The 17667-nt window shown below is 65.2% G+C and carries 14 protein-coding genes; 5 read left to right on the top strand and 9 right to left on the bottom strand.

Going from position 1 to position 17667, the window contains the following annotated elements; genetic code table 11:
- The first annotated feature begins 170 nt into the window (after positions 1–170).
- Positions 171–515 carry a hypothetical protein gene (locus tag NF876_RS03620; RefSeq protein WP_262267481.1) on the top strand — a complete coding sequence of 115 codons (345 nt, stop codon included), beginning with the start codon at positions 171–173 and terminating at the stop codon, positions 513–515.
- 166 nt (positions 516–681) lie between these two features.
- On the opposite strand, the gene NF876_RS03615 is transcribed toward NF876_RS03620, so the two are convergent.
- On the bottom strand, positions 682–1368 hold the full coding sequence (locus NF876_RS03615; protein WP_262267480.1) for a lytic transglycosylase domain-containing protein: 687 nt from the start codon (positions 1366–1368) through the stop codon (positions 682–684).
- A gap of 2138 nt (positions 1369–3506) precedes the next feature.
- Here NF876_RS03615 and NF876_RS03610 point away from each other — a divergent pair.
- Entirely contained in the window at positions 3507–4820 is a 1314-nt protein-coding gene (locus tag NF876_RS03610; RefSeq protein WP_262267479.1) for a type II restriction enzyme NmeDI-related protein, read from the top strand.
- A 63-nt stretch (positions 4821–4883) separates the two neighbouring features.
- On the opposite strand, the gene NF876_RS03605 is transcribed toward NF876_RS03610, so the two are convergent.
- From NF876_RS03605 to NF876_RS03595, 3 genes are all read right to left on the bottom strand, one after another.
- Positions 4884–6380 carry a multicopper oxidase family protein gene (locus NF876_RS03605; RefSeq protein WP_262267514.1) on the bottom strand — a complete coding sequence of 499 codons (1497 nt, stop codon included), beginning with the start codon at positions 6378–6380 and terminating at the stop codon, positions 4884–4886.
- Between the two features lie 492 nt (positions 6381–6872).
- Positions 6873–7346 carry a DUF411 domain-containing protein gene (locus NF876_RS03600; protein ID WP_262267478.1) on the bottom strand — a complete coding sequence of 158 codons (474 nt, stop codon included), beginning with the start codon at positions 7344–7346 and terminating at the stop codon, positions 6873–6875.
- Positions 7347–7356: 10 nt separating this feature from the next.
- Positions 7357–7614, bottom strand: a complete 258-nt coding sequence (locus NF876_RS03595; protein ID WP_262267477.1) for a heavy-metal-associated domain-containing protein — start codon at positions 7612–7614, stop codon at positions 7357–7359.
- A 703-nt stretch (positions 7615–8317) separates the two neighbouring features.
- On the opposite strand from NF876_RS03595, the gene NF876_RS03590 reads away from it, so the two are divergent.
- From NF876_RS03590 to NF876_RS03580, 3 genes are all read left to right on the top strand, one after another.
- Positions 8318–8650 carry a four-helix bundle copper-binding protein gene (locus NF876_RS03590; RefSeq protein ID WP_262267476.1) on the top strand — a complete coding sequence of 111 codons (333 nt, stop codon included), beginning with the start codon at positions 8318–8320 and terminating at the stop codon, positions 8648–8650.
- Between the two features lie 140 nt (positions 8651–8790).
- Positions 8791–10311 (top strand): calcium-binding protein, encoded by a 1521-nt coding sequence (locus NF876_RS03585; RefSeq protein ID WP_262267475.1) that lies wholly within the window; start codon positions 8791–8793, stop codon positions 10309–10311.
- A gap of 80 nt (positions 10312–10391) precedes the next feature.
- A complete protein-coding gene (locus NF876_RS03580; RefSeq protein ID WP_262267474.1) occupies positions 10392–10913 on the top strand; it encodes a DUF305 domain-containing protein in 522 nt (173 codons plus the stop codon).
- A 136-nt stretch (positions 10914–11049) separates the two neighbouring features.
- On the opposite strand, the gene NF876_RS03575 is transcribed toward NF876_RS03580, so the two are convergent.
- From NF876_RS03575 to ftsH, 5 genes are all read right to left on the bottom strand, one after another.
- A complete protein-coding gene (locus NF876_RS03575; protein ID WP_262267473.1) occupies positions 11050–11766 on the bottom strand; it encodes a Spy/CpxP family protein refolding chaperone in 717 nt (238 codons plus the stop codon).
- A 317-nt stretch (positions 11767–12083) separates the two neighbouring features.
- Positions 12084–12326, bottom strand: a complete 243-nt coding sequence (locus NF876_RS43390) for a DUF2933 domain-containing protein (protein ID WP_262267472.1) — start codon at positions 12324–12326, stop codon at positions 12084–12086.
- A 134-nt stretch (positions 12327–12460) separates the two neighbouring features.
- Entirely contained in the window at positions 12461–12934 is a 474-nt protein-coding gene (locus NF876_RS03565; protein ID WP_373696617.1) for a hypothetical protein, read from the bottom strand.
- 174 nt (positions 12935–13108) lie between these two features.
- A complete protein-coding gene (locus NF876_RS03560) occupies positions 13109–15496 on the bottom strand; it encodes a heavy metal translocating P-type ATPase (RefSeq protein WP_262267470.1) in 2388 nt (795 codons plus the stop codon).
- A gap of 146 nt (positions 15497–15642) precedes the next feature.
- Positions 15643–17493, bottom strand: a complete 1851-nt coding sequence (ftsH, locus tag NF876_RS03555) for an ATP-dependent zinc metalloprotease FtsH (protein ID WP_262267469.1) — start codon at positions 17491–17493, stop codon at positions 15643–15645.
- Positions 17494–17667 lie beyond the last annotated feature (174 nt).

The raw sequence follows: 17667 nt of genomic DNA, 5'->3' as shown, positions 1-17667 counted from the left end.
ACTAGGCTTTGGGGGGATGATCCGGAGGCGGCGCGGGCAGGCTGTCGCCAAATTGCGCGAAATAAGGAACGAGCTCAACGGCAAGCGCAGCGCGAGCCACCACCCAGTCAGCCGTCGGCATGCTCTGAGGGCACTTGGCGATGCAAAGCACCGCGAAGGGGCAGGCTTTCATGTCGCTGCAGTCGGGCGGCGGCTGGTCGCAGCAGGACATATCATCCGCTGCCGTCACGGCGGACGCAATTGGCCCAGCTCCTGCCGACGCGGCGGACGAGCCGCCGACGACAACAAGGCTGACGACCGCCAGGATCGTCAGCAACCGGGACAGGGTCAGCCAAAGTGCCATACCCAACACTTTCACATCAGGGCCGCTCAGAACAGCCGCCTCGGATCACATGATCGATACCGCGTCGGGTTTCAAGGGCATTTATGCACCCAACAGCAAAGCTGATCGTGCCATCACAACTCCCAGCGGCGGTGCTGACGGCTGCCCGTCATCGTTCGATGTGGCTCTTTGACCGCGAACGCCCAACCTGAGAACCGGCGATGTTTGTCAGGGTAGTGCCGGCGGCTGCTACGGCATCCGGCGCTTCCTGCAGTGACGAGCCGCGAGCGCTGCTACGGCCATGCCGCTAGCCCATTCAGTGGGTGTCCAGTGCGCCATGGCGGTTGCGTGCACCGCACCTACGGCTTCCGTTTCAACGGAACTGCCCGCTTCGCCCGGAGGTCAGCCTCCGCGGCCTTGGACAGCCTGCCTGCGCGGTTGAGCACCTCGGCTTTGCTTTGCGAGCCGACGTTGGCCACCGAAATAATGAAACGTCGGATGAGCTCACGCTGGAGAGCCGCGTTGCGCTGCGCCTGGATCGTCAAGCGAGGCTCGCGCTCCAGTGGAAGGGACTGGGCGGAGGCAACCTGCACCGGTAGAGCGACAAGCCCTGCAGGATCGTCAGGCCCCTGATTTGCCAAGGGCGAACCGATGGCGGCGAGATGAACCCGGGCTCTCCGGCAATACTCAACCGAGCGGGGCGTCATTCGCTCCTCTCCATGACCTGCCCGGTATTTCATGAGCGTCCGGCATAGATCACCCCCCGTGAGGCGCCAGGCCTTGGCAAGGTACTCAACACCATAGCGGATGTTAACCTGAGCGTCGGTCAAGGCCTCCCGAGGGCCAGCAAATCCCAGCATGGCTGCGGTGCCAGGACGGACCTGCATAAGCCCGAGTTCTCCAACCGCACCAACGGCGGAGGGATCGTAGGCACTTTCGACCATGGCAACGGCATCCGCGACAGCCGTCGGTAATCCGTGCCGCTCGGCCTCCTTCGCGATCAGGGGCAGGTAGGAACCGCGTCCCTTGGGCCGGTAGGGGTCCAATCCGATGAGCCCTTCGATCGGAGGCGGCTTTGGCAGAGACAGGATCGTTCTCTCAACTCGTTCTGACTCAGAGCTCTCATTGTCCTGGTGGTGCGACGCGAGTGCAGGCTGCGCGCAGGCAGCCACGAGGACAGCAACATAAGGGGTGAATCCATGTCGTCGTCGACCCACATCATCCTCCGATTGGGAAGCGCATCGAATGTACTCTGGGACCAACATCCACATCCCTGCGCCGAAACGTTGACGCCAGCGCCTGAACACACCGGCTCGGAAAGCGGAAATGGTGATCGGCACAGGACAGGGTAGGGTGCTCGCATGCCCCATCGCAAGCGCACGTTGGTGCCACTCGTCTGCGACAGCATGCGTCGTCGCAAGTCTGTATCAGTACATCCAGCATGATGGCATTCTTGCAGGTCTCACGTCGCATCTAAAGAGGCCGTGAACAGGTAAAATCCCTCCCGCTCGATGGCCGCTCTTGCTTCCACCGCTTTGAAGCCTCCCAGACTGCTCCAATGCCGACTGAGCGTACCGCGGAAGCTCCAACCTGCTCCAATCAGGAAGTCCGGGATGGGGCTGCTCTTTCGGACAGCACAGAACAGGTCCCGCGCGAACCGAGCCTCGAAGACAATATAAGATTGGGCCTCGATCCCTCCTCGCGACTTTGCTCGGTTACTCCGGGGCCGAGAGCCCAAAACGGGGTCTATGGTGTCTACTACTTCCTGGCGACCGGGCACGCCTGCTTGTCTGCGAGCAGCACCACGGGAGCCGGCCGGGGCTTTTCGTCGTCGGGAACTATCGGTTTTATCTGCCAATGCTGCACTCCGGACGGAAGACAAAGGTCCAACGGCCCGCACCTCTGCTGCGGTCAGGCCCGAAAATGCCCAGCTTCTTCAATCGGCTTTTTAGAGAGTTGGCCGACGTGATGTCTGACGTTCCCGGGGCCTACCGAATGCGGTTCCGAGTCGTGCTGATCACCGGTTAGGCTGCATGCACCGGATCCTCATCGAGACGCATGCACGATGCGGCACATGGATTGCTCCCGCGCCATGGAGTCCCGGAACCTTCAGTGACAGTGGCCAGGATGGCGGTCGAAGACACAACCACGGGAACCGCAGATCACAAGCGCGACCTCGCAGCACTTGGCGTGGGCCAAACGCATGTTCAAATGGACTCGAGCGTTCGTGGCGGCCGCTTAAGGCTCATCGGCTTAATCCCGGAGCCATGCTGGCTGACGAGGACTAACTTGATCGCTTCAGGTAGGACATCGCCGGGCTCAGTCCCGACGGCGGGCAAGCACTGTGCGCAGACGCTGCTGCAGTGAGAGGTGTGGCCACAGGCAAAATCATCCGGATGGCAGTCATGCGACACTTCAATCTGAGAAATCTCACTGCGATCCGGGTGATGATCCAGACCAGCCATAGCCCCGCTGTGCAACACGAACGCCGTCATGGCCGCAAGCATGAGGCTTGCGACGAACCGACGGACGTGGGTCCACACAGGGTCCACTGAACTGCTCCTCTTGTGGGTCGCCTCTACCATAGGAGATCCGAGCACCACCGCAAGAGCCTTGAACCATGAGCAATCACTTGGTGCGGCGACCGGAAACAGACCATGGAAGCTCAGGCATCGCTCCAGAATAGATCAACCTCGGCGGCCTCCATCGGAGGAGCCAGGTTGAAGCCTGCATTCGGAAGCCAGTGTCAGAGCGCCTGACTCCCCTGGTACCGCGTAAAGGCCGACTGACCGAACGGACCGAAGCGCGCGACGTCATGGATGTCTGGCGAGCCAACTGGGCTGCCAGGGACAAACCCGTCCTTTCTCCTGAGGCTTTTCAGTCAGCGGCTGGTGAGACGGAACTGACAACAAACCCGCTGTCGAACGCAGGTGGAAACCCCAGTCCACCCTTGGCGCAGACCACGAAGCGGGCAAGCGCAGACGGTCCAGCTCACGGTGGTCGGCGGCGTGACAAGAGGCTTCTCGAGCCTCACCGCTTGCGCATCCGTGCGGTGGAGGGCGTCCCTGCGACCGAGGTAGGACTTCACCAGAAAGGCCTTTATTCATAATGGTTGAGGGGCGGGATTCGGGCTTCGATGTTGGGGCGCTGGTCGGTGCCGCGTGGCCAGAGTGAGGATATGCAGGTGGTGGAGCAAAGGCAGGAGTGGACAGGCGATCTCATCCGGTATTGGCGCGATGATCCGGGCGGAACCTACCGCACATGGTTTCTTTGGGAGGAGCGGATTAAGAATTTTCGCTCGATCCGGCGCGGCATCCAAGCCGTGATCGAGGAGATCCGCACCGACCGTTTCGGCAACGCCTACCGGGGCTCGTCCCTGGAGACAGTGCTCGACTCGATTGCGGAGCAGCGGCAGGTGTTCAAGGGGGCCGACCACGCCTTCATGTGGAAGCCGAAGCTGCGCATCCCTGACATTTACGAGAACCGCGACAACCAGCTCGCCTTCGGGCACTTCCTCGACGTCTGCCTCTGCTGCAACGCCGAGGCCCAGGTCGTGAGCGCCATCCATGCGCTCGATGCGAAGAAAATCAAAGGGCTCGGTCCAGCGGCGGCGAACCTGCTGTACTTCCTGCACCCGACGTTTGCGCCGCCGTTCAACACAGCCATCGTGAAGGGCTACAACGCACTCACGGGCGCCAACGTCAAGCTCGGGCGCTGGGACGAATACCTCGCTATGCGCAAGGGTATCCTGGAGCTCAACGCCACCCACCGTGCGCTGCTGTCGAATGACCTCGGCGCCGTTACGGCGTTCCTGTTCGATGTCGGGTCTGGCCGCTACCCGCTTCCAGACCGGGAGGGTGCCGGCTCGCTTGAGCGCTGGCACCAGGATCTCGAGCAGGTCAGAGCGGAGTCGGCCGCCGCCACCAAGGCGGCGCAGGCGGCCCGTGAGGCCGACCATACCCACACCGAAATCCAAGGTTGGTTGCGGGACCTCGGCCGGTCGCTTGGATACGACGTCTGGATCGCGGCCAACGACAGCGGTCGCCCCTATGGCTCTGGCCGGCTCGGCGATGGATGTTTGGGCCGTCTGCCTGACATCTTGGAGAAAGGCCCTGCTGCGGACGCGGTCCGCCTCATCGACGTGCTCTGGGTGGACGCGTCCACCAACGCCGTCGCGGCAGCCTTCGAGGTCGAGCACACGACGAGCATCTATTCCGGCATCGTGCGAATGCTCGACCTGGCGCTCGGCACTGAGGGCGCAACCGCCCGCAACTTCTTCCTGGTGGCGCCGGATGACCGCGAGGCCGATGTCCGGGCGCAGTTCGCACGGCCAGCCTTCTCCCGGGTCGGCGAGCTGGACCTGCGCTATCTGCCGTACAGCGAGCTCCGCTCCCATCGCGAGGCCATCGCCCGCTTCGGCAGCGGCCTCAAGGGCGTCCTGGCAATCGCCCGCCCACTACGGCAGGGATCCGGCTTGGCCCGGACGGGCACCGATTGAGATCAGCATTGGAGCGGGCAGCCCGGGTTCGGAATGAACCCCGGCCGCCCGATCTCCCATTGCTCATCCGGCAACGCCATCATAGGTGATGAAGCCCATCATGCCCGCCGCCATGTGGTAGAGATGGTGGCAATGGAACGCGAAGGTTCCGGCGTTGTCGGCATCGAATGCGACCGTCACCGAGCTGCCCGGCGGAACTAGGACCGTGTCCCTGACTGCTCCCGTCAGTTGGGCCCCATCGATGCCGATGACCTGGAAGCGGTGCCCATGAAGATGCATCGGATGCGCCATCATGCTCGTGTTCTGCATGGTGATTGCGACCCGCTCGCCCTTGCGGACCTGCACGGGCTTGTCGAAGCCGGTCTGGCTCCAGGCATAGCCGTTCATGGTACCCTGAAGCTCAGTGTTGATCGTGCGGTCAGCGGCGCGGACGCTCAAGGGCGTGACCGCGCGAAGCTGCCGTTCGAGGCCGAGATCCAGGACAGGCCCCTTGCGGTCGCCGACGGCGGCAAGCTTCCCGACCCGTGCGCCCACGGTTGCAAGAACAATTCCGGTCCGTTCTGAAGCGCCTTCCCGGAGTGCCAGGACCGGCACGGCTTGTTCCTCCGCCGGCATCTCGAGAACGAGATCGATCCTCTGGCCCATGGTCACGGGGAAAAGGCGGCCAGGAACCGGGACGACAGGCTGCCCGTCGACGGCCACGAGCCGCGCCTCGACGCGTCCGGTGTCGATGCTGAAACCGGTCGCGGTGGCGCCGTTGATGATCCGCACCCGTACGCGCCCGCCCCTTTCGACCCGCACGACCTCCGGGTCATCGAGGGTGCGGTCGTTGGCGAGATAGGCGTCATACTCGATATCGTTCACATCCATCGCCATGGCTGGTGCCCCGTGGCCGGCGTGGCCGGATACCGGCCCCATGGACTTCAGGGCCGCGAAAGCACCTTGGGCCGTCGCCCCATGCCCAGCGTGCCCCGACATGGCGGGCATGGGGCTCATGGCACCGTGGTCCATGCCGTGGCCGGATCCCCGCTTGAGCCGTGCAAGCACCTCCTCGGCGGGTGTGAAAGAGAAGTCATGCAGCAGGACGACGACCTCCTGCTCGTCCGCTGGCCGGCGATCGCGCACGATCAGGGGCGCCGCGAGCAGGGCCTGCTCCTGCAGAGTATGGGCATGCATCCAGTGGGTTCCGGACGGACCCACCGGGAAGCCGTACTCCCGGGTTTCGCCGGCCCCGATCAGCGGCAGAGGCGCGTCGGCCACGCCGTCTGCGGCCCAGGGCGGAGTCAGGCCATGCCAATGCACCGTGGTGGGCTCACCGGACTCGTTCACGAGCCGGACGCGGAACTCGTCGCCTTCAGTGAAGGTCAGGCCAGGATTGCCATCGGGGCCGACGAGGCCATACACGCTGGCAGTCCGGCGGTTGACCTCGATGGTGCGCTTCACAACCCGAAGCGGCGTGATGGCGGAGGGGGCGCCCGGCGTCTGGGCCAGGGCACGGCCGACCGGGGTGGCCGCCAGGGAGGCGAAAGCAGTCATCGAAAGGAAGCTACGGCGGTTCATGTGCAGGGACATCTGTCTTCTCCGTTCGCACAGGGATTGAGGGTGATGGCGATCAGGAGAGGAGCTTGGGCGGCGGAAGATGGCGCGTCGGGCCGTCCTGAGCACGGCCTGTGATGTCGCGGATGAAGGGGGGACGGGGCACGGCGGCCGCAGGGGCGGGGCTGAAGGCGATTGACGTGATCTGCTGGCAATGACTCCAGCACCCCGCCATGCCCGAGGGGCATGCCGCGGCGGGCGCATGATTGGCCGCGTCGTGGACACTGGGATCACTGATTGTGATCGCGAACGGGGGAGTATGGTGGCACGGCTCGGCCGCCGCAGGGCCGACCACGACCATCAGGAAACCAACCGCCAACACAAAGGCTTGCAACAGCGCCGCCACTAGGAACACTCCAACGATGGCTCAGGCTCACATGGGTTCGGCTCAAGGGCCTTGATGCAGGTCAAGCCCTGCTCCATCCCGAGCGGCTCCTGGCGAACCGGCACGAGGGATCAGACCGGGCTCACACCTTGGTAGCGAGCAAAGGTGGTCTGACCGGAGGGTCCGAAAAGGACCACCTCATAGGTGTCGTTCTCGACCCCCTTGACCTCCATGCCCGGCGAACCGACCGGCATGCCGGGCACGGCCAGTCCCTTGGCCTGCGGCTTCTCGGCCAGCAGGCGCTTGACCGCGTCCGCCGGCACGTGGCCCTCGATAACGTAGCCGCCAACCTCGGCCGTGTGGCAGGAGGCGAGGGCGTCCGGCACGCCCAGGCGAACCTTGACCCAGTTCACCTGGGGCGTGGTGACGACCTCGACCGGGAAGCCGGCGGCCTTCATGTGCTCGACCCAGCCGCCGCAGCAGCCGCAGTTCGGATCCTTGGTGACGACGACCTTCGGCAGGGCAGCCTGTGCGAAGGCCCGTCCGGCTGCGAGGGTAGTACCCGAGGCTCCGAGGACGGTCAGGAAGCGGCGGCGGTCGAGCATGAGGGTCTCCTTAGGCTGCGGTCGGAGTGTAGCCGGCCTCGGTCACGAGGGCCTTGATGGAACTCAAATCGGTGCTGCCGCGGATCGAGACAAGCTTGGAGGCCGGATCGGCGTCGACGCTCGTGCCGGGAAGGCCCGTCTCGATGGCCGTCTTGATCGTGCCGGCGCAGTGGCCGCAGGTCATGTCCTCGACCCGCAGGGTCAGGGCGGCCGGATCACGTTCGATAGTCTGAGTAGGCTGGGACTGGTGGGTGCTGCATCCGCACATGGTTCACATCTCCGTTTCAAAAGGATGATACGAGCACCCTGCACCTTCCCACGATGGTAAGGTCAAGCGACTTTTTATTCCGGGGTGCCTTGGCATTGGGCCATGAGGGGAACAGATGCCAAGGGCAGTCGTTGGGGCTTTGATCCCTAACGGAAGGATGCCGTGGCTCGTCTGCTCCGCCTCATGCTCAGCCGCTTGCTGGTTGCGATGGTCGCCTTTGGCCTCGCGAGCACGACGTGGCATGGCGTAGCCTTGGCGGCCAGCCATGCTCCCGCTGCGCAGGTACACGCCGCGCAAGTCGACCACAAGCACGGGGCACACGGCCAAGCTGATCATAAGCACCCCGCCCCAAGCAAAACCCAGACGGCGGCCCAGAAATGTTGCCATCCCGCCTGCACGATGGCCGTCCTTCCCCTTCCGACCGAACCGATGCAGGAATTTCCCCTCTCGGTTCCCCCGCGCGTGGCCGGCGATCCAATGCCTGTGCCGGAGAGCCCATCCGGTCCCGATCGCCCGCCTAAGGAGTCCTGGAATCTCGTCTGACACCTGCGCCAGCGGCGTGAGCACCTGCCCGTGCTCGCCCAGCCGCCACTTCGAAGGCTGGCGCAGCCGGACCCTTTCCCGAGCGGCTTGGTAAGCGACCGGTGTCCCCGCCACCTTGCCGCCGTACCTGCGGACACCCCAACCGGTATTGGAGACGGACATGCACAAGATGTCCTCTGAGATGCAATCCTGTATCGACGAATGCCTGCGCTGTTATCAGACCTGCCTCGGCATGGCGATGAGCCACTGCCTGGAGCAGGGTGGCAAGCACGTTGAGCCGGATCACTTTCGCCTCATGATGGCGTGCGCCGAGATCTGCCGGACGTCGGCTCACTTCATGCTGATCGGCACGCCCCACCACAAGCACACCTGCCGCGAGTGCGCCGAGATCTGCGAGGAGTGCGCCAAGTCCTGCGAGCAGGTCGGCGACATGCAGGAGTGCGTCGACGAATGCCGCCGCTGTGCCGAGAGCTGCCGCAGGATGGCAGCCTGAGCCAGCAATCCTTTCCGCCGCGGGCCCGGAGCGAACCCTCATGCCCGCCTCTCACAGGGGTGGCTTGAACAGGTCTGGCGCGGTTCTGACGGCACCGCCCACAACCGTCGGGCACCCGATAGAAGCAATGGAATAACCAAATGTCACAGCACAATTACAGCCTTTATTCATGGCTCCCACAGGTGTGGCAGGGCCATGGCGGCCAGGCCGGCGACGCCGTTGCCGACTTCTACCTCAGTCGCTTTGGGGGGCTGGACTTCGACTTCAGCGCCGGCGAGCACCGCTATCAGGTTGCCATCGGCGGTTCCGATCCGGACACGCTCCGTGGTGATGCTGCCAGAGATTACCTATGGGGCCGCGGCGGTGCCGATCAGGTCGCCGGCGGCAACGAGGATGACATTCTCTACGGCGATGCGGGACCCGATCTCCTCGTCGGCGGCGCGGGTCGGGACAAGCTCGATGCCGGAGCGGATGCGGACCGTCTCTACGGCGGGGATCAGGCCGACAGCCTCATGGGGCATGAGGGCGATGATTTCCTCGATGAAGGGATCGGCCATGGCATGCTCGAAGGCGGGCCGGGCAACGATACCTTGGTCGGCGGCCAGGGTCCGGACGCCTTCGCGGTGGATCCCGAGAGCGGCAACGATGTCATCCGGGACTTCACGGCCGGTCCCGGAATGTTCGATCACCTTGCGCTTCGGGACCTGACTTGGGAGGACCTGACGATCACCGACACGGCCGGCGGTGCCTTGGTGAGCTGGAACGGCGGCTCGGTCCTGCTCGAAGGGGTCGCCCGGAGCCAGCTGGCGCAGGACGACTTCATGTTCGCCATGGAGCCCGACCTGCCGCCCGGCACCCGCGCCCCGAGCGGTCCGACCGCAGAGCGTGCAACACCAAGCGAGCCGGGGCCGGATATCGGTTCGTCAACGACGACCGCCCGTCAGGAATCTTGCGACGTCTTTTCCGACTTCCTGCTGCGGCATAACCGCGACGTAAGCTTTGACTTCGCCAAGTACAACGTTGAGGTTGGCGGCGCGAATCGGGACGCCTTCCGCGGAGGCGACGACTGGGACCACGTCTTTGGCCGCGGCGGCAACGACCGTCTCCACGGCGGCGGCGGCGAGGACATCCTGCAGGGCGACGGTGGCAACGACCACCTTTATGGCGATGCCGGCGCGGATCGCCTCGATGGTGGAGCAGGCCGTGACCGGCTCTACGGCGGCGATCAGGCCGACGAGCTGATGGGTGGCAAAGGCAACGACTACCTCGACGCCGGTGCCGGCCATGACATGATCGAGGGCGAGGAAGGCAACGACACCATCGTGGGAGGAACAGGGGCGGATGCCTTCATCGTCTCTCCGACCAGCGGCAACGATGTTGTGCGCGACTTTGAGGCGACTGGATTGGCCCAGGGTGCCTTCGACCACATCGCCCTGCGCGACATCCGTCCCGACCAAGTGACAGTCACTGACACGACGCGGGGGGCTCTTGTCAGCTGGAACACCGACGCGGATCCCACGACGGAGGGATCAGTGCTGCTTCAGGGCGTCGCCAAAGCCGATCTGCGCCAGAGCGACTTCATGTTCATCGACGAGCCTGGCTTCGTCGACGGCATCAGCACCGTCGGATCCTACTACATCTTCCCCGAGACCATCGTGTGACCTTCGACCGGTGAGGATCGTTCCTCAAGGGCGGCCCTGTTGCCGCCCTTGTCCAATCCACGAACTGCAAGGAGATAGAGATGAAAGCACTGACCCTTATCACGGCCGGCATGCTGGCCCTGGCTGCCCCGGCCCTGGCCCAACAGACCCCCCAGCAGACCCAGATGCAGCATCCCTCGGGCGGCCAGATGACCATGTCGGCCGAGAGCCTGCCGGAGGAGTGTCGGACTGCGGTGCAGGCCAGCGGGCAGACGCAGAACATGCAGAACATGCCGGGCATGGACATGTCCGGCATGATGCAGAGCATGCAGGGCATGATGGCCAGCATGAACGAGGCCCAGAAGGGCTACATGCAGGCCATGATGAAGATGCACGGCCCGATGATGGCCGCCCACATGATCAAGGACTCCGACGTCGCCTTCATCTGCGGGATGATCGCCCACCACCAGGGCGCCATCGACATGGCTGACGTCGTCCTCAAGACGGGCGACAACGCCGAGGCCAAGAAGATGGCCGAGAAGACGAAGAAGGAGCAGGGCCAGGAGATCGCCGAGATGAAGGAATGGCTGTCCAAGAACGCGAAGAAGGAAGGCAACCAGTAAAGCCACTGGCCCCCGTCACGACGGGGGCTCTTTCAGGCCAGGGGCGACCGCACCTCACTCAAAAGCATCATGTCGCTGGTGCGATCCGCTTGAGTGGCAACGGTCGCGGCTTTCCCGCTAAGGCGGCGACGCCGCCCTAGCGGTTGTCCTGGCCGTTGTCATCGTCATCGTCATCAGCATTGTCGCGCATCATGGCTCCGCCAGAGCCCATCATGCCAGGACCCATCATCCCCCTCAGGCCACCCATCATTCCCGGCGATCCTGTGCGGACGAGAACCTGAAGCCGCCGCTTCTGGCCCTCATCGAGGGTCGCATAGAGTGGGGCTGCGGCGTCAGCGAGCTTCCGCATCGCCTCCGCTCCCTGGCTCATCCGGTCGGCCATGGTGCGGAGCAGGCCGACCGGATCAGTCGCCGTCATCCGCCGGGTTTGGCCAATCGCCTGCATGTGCGAGTGATGCACGCGGGCGAGATTGCGCATGGCGTCCTCCACCGGTGGCCACAGCTTTTCCTGCTCGGCTGACAGCTTCAGCCCAGCATGGATTGCGGCGATGTGAGCGTCCGCGAACGCGCTCATGTCCTCAGGCGTGAGCCGGCCCATCATGCCCCGGCCGGGACCACCCATCATGCCCCCTTGCATTCCTTGGCCTTGTGTCATGCGGCCCTGCATCATCTGGTCCATGGGCATCGGCATGCTGGATTGGGAGGGGGGCGCCGGAGACGGTGCAGGGGCCGTGGATTGGGCTTGCGACGTAGCGGTACCGCCTGGGTGGTGCTGCTGGTGGTCGACCGGCGCTTGGGCCAGGACGGGGCCCGCGAGGGTGATCAGAGCGGCGGCGAAAATGGAGGTCTTCATGGCAGGCTCTCCTCTGTGGCCTCGGTTGGCCGAGACTGACGAATGGGCGACCGCTATCCGCTTCAAACGGGATGGAGCTGATCAGATCTGCCCTCCAAGCTGGCAAGGAAACCGACCGCGAGTAGGGTCGGGAGCCCCAGCAGATCCGGTCGGCCACGGGCTTCCACCAGGGGGCCGGATGTCGACTTGGCGCTCCAGACGATGTTCGTCGTACATACCCCGGGCGTGAAGCGCCGCACCGATTCACAAGCCGAGGACAACCGCGTCGACGCCTGACGTGAACTCGGCCAGCCGCGTGCGAGCAGGTCCGGCGATGATCACTCGCGCTTTCCGTGATGGCCATGGCCTCCATGCATGAACAGGTGCATCAGCGGACAGGCCAGCAGCAGCAAGAAGGGCAGGGCAGATAAGATATGGCCCGTGTGAGTCGCGAACAGGTAGATGCCGAGGGCCGCCAGGACGAGCGTCACAGCCCAGCCCAGGGGTGTGCCGACCAAAGTGGTCCGCCAGTTCCTCGGCGGTGGCAACGAATGGTTCGGCGTAGCGTTGGGGGTATTCATGGCTCGGCCTCCCGATCAGGATAGGGGCAACTCTAAACCTTCTGCGGACCACCGGCCTTGATCTCGCTCAAACATCGATCATGCTGACGGGTGACGGGGCATTCTGGCCGCAGCGATGGCGTGCCGAGCGCCATTCAGCGCGGCTGCGTCATCTCGTCGACCGGGCTCTGATTGCTCGCCCCGGAGGCGGCGGTGAATCGCTCTCTGTCACGGCCTGACGGGGCAGGAGACCGAGAGAGGAAAATCATCCCTGATGCTTCCGGCCGCTCTCCGTCCACGCCACTTCCCGCTCCTCGGCGGCGATCGGCGGCCAACTTCTCGAGTGCACCGGAAATGCGCCCCAACGGGGTGCTGAAGTCCGGGAGGTCGATCAGCGCCAGCAACAGCCCTGCAATCCAGAAGGCATGGATGTGGGTGAACATGGCGAGCAAGCCCAGTACGGCCACGATCTCGTACTGAACCTTCTGGGACTTATGAGCAATGTGATCGGGGAGGTGGTGCAGCCTTAGGTAGAGGAGACCGATCGCGAGCACGAATGCGACCAGGAGGATCGCCATCCCGACCATGAGATAATCTGTGCCACCGGGCGACGAGATGAAGATCGGCAACGAGTGCGGTGCCGACGGGTGCATCGAGGGTGTCACGGCCTGCCCTCCGCAGAAAGGCGTGTGTCCCACTCTGCAAAGCTACCACATTCTTCAACTCGTCGCCACGCGGGCGCCGCCCGCCTCCCACGTGTCGAGGTTATCGGAACCTTCCCTAGGCTCCGTCCGGTCAGGCCGTCACAGCCGCACCGTCCGCAGGCGGATGGCGTTGCCGATCACGCTGACCGAGGACAGCGCCATGGCGGCCGCCGCGATGATCGGCGACAGCAGGATGCCGAAGATCGGATACAGCACCCCTGCCGCGACCGGCACCCCAAGCGCGTTGTAGATGAAGGCGAAGAACAGGTTCTGGCGGATGTTGCGCATGGTGGCCCGCGACAACCGCCGCGCCCGCACGATCCCGGTCAGGTCGCCCTTCAGCAGGGTCACGCCTGCGCTCTCCATCGCCACGTCGGTGCCCGTGCCCATCGCGATGCCGACATCCGCCGCCGCCAGCGCCGGGGCATCGTTCACGCCGTCGCCGGCCATAGCGACGACCCGGCCCGCGCCCTTAAACTTGTTGACCACGGCGCTCTTCTGGTCCGGCAGGACCTCGGCCTCGACCTCATCGATCCCAAGCCGTTTGGCGACCGCCTTCGCAGTCGTCCAGTTGTCGCCGGTCAGCATCACAACACGCACGCCCTCCGCCTTGAGGCCGGCGAGCGCTTCGGGCGTCGATGCCTTCACCGGGTCGGCGATGGCGATGGCGCCCGCCACCTTGCCATCTATTCCGGCGAAGATCGCGGTCGCGCCGTCCTCGCGCAGCCTGTCGGCCTGCTCCGCCAGCGGAGCGACATCGACGCCGTGCTCGGCCAGGAAGGCCGTGTTGCCGAGAACGATGCGGTGCCCTTCGACCGTCCCCAGCGCCCCTTTGCCGGTCGGCGAGTCGAAGTCGGTGGCCGAAGCGGTGGCGATGCCCTGTTTCTCGGCGGCGGCGACGATCGCCACGGCCAGCGGGTGCTCGCTCGCCCGCTCCACGCTGGCCGACAGGCGCAGGACCTCGGCTTCGGTGAAGCCAGGGGCAGGCACGATGGCCGTCACGGCCGGCTTGCCCTCGGTGAGCGTCCCGGTCTTGTCGACCACCAGGGTGTCGACCTTTTCCATATGCTCCAAGGCCTCGGCATTCTTGATCAGCACGCCGGCTCCGGCGCCACGGCCGACACCCACCATGATCGACATGGGGGTGGCGAGGCCAAGAGCACAGGGACACGCGATGATCAGCACCGCCACGGCCGCGACGAGGCCGTAGGAGAATTGAGGCTCAGGACCCCAGATCATCCAGGCGGCGAAGGCGAGCACCGCCACCCCGATCACGGCCGGCACGAAGTAGCCGGAGACCTGGTCGGCCAGGCGCTGGATCGGGGCGCGGCTGCGCTGGGCTTCGGCCACAAGTTGGACGATCTGCGACAGCATCGTGTCGCGCCCGACCTTCTGCGCCTCGATCACCAGTCCACCCGACTGGTTCATGGTGCCGCCGATCGCCTTGGCCCCGACCTCTTTGGTGACCGGCATCGACTCGCCGGTGACCATCGACTCGTCGACCGCGCTACGTCCTTCGACGACCACACCGTCGACCGGCACCTTCTCGCCCGGGCGCACCCGCAGGCGATCGCCTGCCTGCACGGTATCGAGTTGGACCTCCTGCTCGGTGCCGTCGGGCAGGATCTTGCGTGCTGTCTTGGGGGCCAGGTCAAGCAGGGCGCGGATGGCGCCGCTCGTGGTCTCGCGGGCCCGGAGTTCGAGCACCTGTCCCAGCAGAACGAGGACGGTGATGACGGACGCCGCTTCGAAATAGACTGCAACGGCGCCTTCATGGCCGCGGAAGGCCTCCGGGAACACCCCGGGGGCTAGCGTCGCGACCATGCTGTAGATCCAGGCCACCCCGGTGCCCATGGCGATCAGGGTGAACATGTTGAGGTTGCGGGTCACGACGGACTGCCAACCCCGCACGAAGAACGGCCAGCCCGCCCACAGCACAACCGGAGTTCCGAGGAGCATCTGGATCCAGTTCGAGGACTGCTGGCTGAGGTAGTGGCTGAGGCCCGTCAGGTGGCCGCCCATCTCCAGCGCGACCACCGGCACGGACAGAACGAGGCCGATCCAGAACCGGCGCGTCATGTCGACGAGCTCGTGGCTCGGGCCGGTCTCGGCGGTGGCCAGGACGGGCTCGAGCGCCATGCCGCAGATCGGACAGGAGCCCGGGCCGACCTGCCGGATCTGCGGATGCATCGGACAGGTGTAGATCGTGCCTTCGGGAACGGCTTCCGCCTTCAGCTCAGGTTGCTGCGCGGCATACTTGGCAGGGTCTGTCATGAACTTCGACTGGCAGCCGGACGAGCAGAAGTAATACGGCTTGCCTTCGTACTGGGCCCGGTGCTTGGTCGCATGCGGATCCACCATCATCCCGCAGACCGGATCCTTTACCTTATCGGCATCTGCCGCAGGCCCGTGGTGGTGATGGCCCTCATGATGGCCGTGCCCGTGATGGGCGTGGCCATGGTCCTTGGTGGCTTGGGTGTCGTTCATGAACGTTCTCTGGTCCAATCTCTCTGCGGCGGGAAGTCTGGAGCTTGCCACCGTGGGAAGGTCAAGCCAGCTTGGCTGGCGCCGGACGGATGGCGCGGTCCGTCGCCTGAACCGCGCCAGCGATGGCGAAACGCCTCTCCACAGCTTCATTCGGCGGCCTGTTTCGCCGGGGCCTCACGGGTGACGCTCGCGGCGAGAGCCTCGAGATCCGGGCCCTGGAGCGTTTCCTTGCTCAGAAGAAGCTGAGCTGCCTGGTCGAGAGCGGCCCGATTGCGCAGGAGGATCGTCTCGGCCCGCTTTGAGACCTCCTCGAGCAGCTTGCGTACGGCTCCGTCGATGGCAGCCGCCGTTTCCTCCCCATAACGCCGGGGCTCAAGGCCGGTTTCCGGCATGGGCGCGAGAAAGGCCGGCCGCTCGGGCTCGTAGGACACCTCGCCAAGCTCCGGGTCCATGCCGAACCGGGTGACCATGCTGCGGGCGATCTCGGTCGCCTTGGCCAAGTCGTCGGCCGCGCCCGTCGAGACCTCGCCGAAGACGAGGCGCTCGGCCGCCCGGCCGCCGAGGAGCACGGTCATGCGGTTCAGGAGCTCGGACCGGTCGATCAGGAAGCGGTCCTCCGTCGGCCGTTGGATCGTGTAGCCGAGCGCCGCGACGCCGCGCGGGATGATCGAGACCTTCTGGACCGGATCGACGCCAGGCAGGGCCATGGCGAGGATGGCGTGGCCCATCTCGTGATGGGCCACAACCATGCGCTCATGCGGGTTCAGGAGCTTGTTGCGCTTCTCCAGGCCGGCGACGATCCGCTCGATGGCTTGGGTGAAGTCGTCGAGGGTGACGGCCTCGGCCGACCGCCGGGTGGCCAGCAGCGCCGCCTCGTTGACGAGGTTGGCGAGGTCCGCCCCGGTGAACCCGGGGGTCAGCGCAGCCACGTTCTCCAGGGAGACGTCGCCCGCAAGCTTCACGCGTTTGGCGTGGACCCGGAGGATGTCGACGCGGCCCTTCCTGTCGGGGCGGTCCACGAGCACCTGACGGTCGAAGCGCCCGGCCCGCAGCAGCGCGGGATCGAGGATCTCCGGGCGGTTCGTCGCCGCCAGCAGGACAATGCCGCTGGTCGGATCGAACCCGTCCATCTCCGTCAGGAGCTGGTTGAGCGTCTGCTCCTTCTCGTCGTGCCCGCCGCCGAGAAAGACGCCGCCGCGCGCCCGGCCGAGGGCATCGAGCTCGTCGATGAAGATGATGGCGGGCGCCTGCTTCCGCGCCTGCTCGAAGTGGTCCCGGACCCGGGCGGCGCCCACGCCGACGAACATCTCGACGAACTCGGAGCCCGAGATCGAGAAGAAGCGGACCCCGGCCTCGCCGGCGACGGCGCGGGCCAGAAGCGTCTTGCCGGTCCCTGGGGGACCGACCAGCAGCACGCCCTTGGGCACGTGGGCTCCGAGCCGGCCGTAGGACTTGGGGTCCTTGAGGAACTGGACGACCTCCTTGAGCTCCTCCTTGGCCTCGTCCACGCCCGCCACGTCGGCAAAGGTGACCTTGGTGTCGGTCTCGACGTACACCTTCGCGCGCGACTTGCCGATGGACATGAGGCCTCCGGCCTGGCCGCCCATCGCCATCGGCCGCACGAGGAACATCCAAAGCACCACGAAGCCGATCATCGGCAGAAGCCAGCTCAGGAAGGATTGGAGGAGACCGGGGGCCGGCTGTCCGGAGAACGGGATCTCGGCTGTGGAGAGCTTCGCGGCGATGTCCTCAGGGACCCGTACGGTCGAGAAGTGCTTCACGCCGTCTTGGCCCGGCTCGGTCAACGTTCCAGAGATCTGCGAAGGCCCGACGATAAGATCCGTCACCTTGCGCTCGGAAACCAGTTTCTGGAACTCGCTGTAGGAGATCTCGCGGGTGTGCCCGAACTGGCTGAGGAGGTCCTGGAACAGGAACACGGCCATCACGGCCACGATCACGTACCAGAAGTTGATCTGGTGCTCGCGCTTGATCTGCATCTCGCCTCTCCGGTCAGGCACCAGCTCTCCGGCGGGCGCAGCCAAACATGGCCTTGCCTCCCCGGGCCGACATTGATGCGGATCAACCCAAGCACAGCAGTTGGGCTACAATCCGGCGGACCGGAAGGATTGCGCCAAGTCAAAGTCAAGCCGTTGCGGATGCGTTAAGTATCG

This window comes from Microvirga yunnanensis (assembly GCF_025460875.1).
Note: the sequence above shows the minus strand (reverse complement) of the source record. Positions and strands in the feature narration are given on the sequence as shown.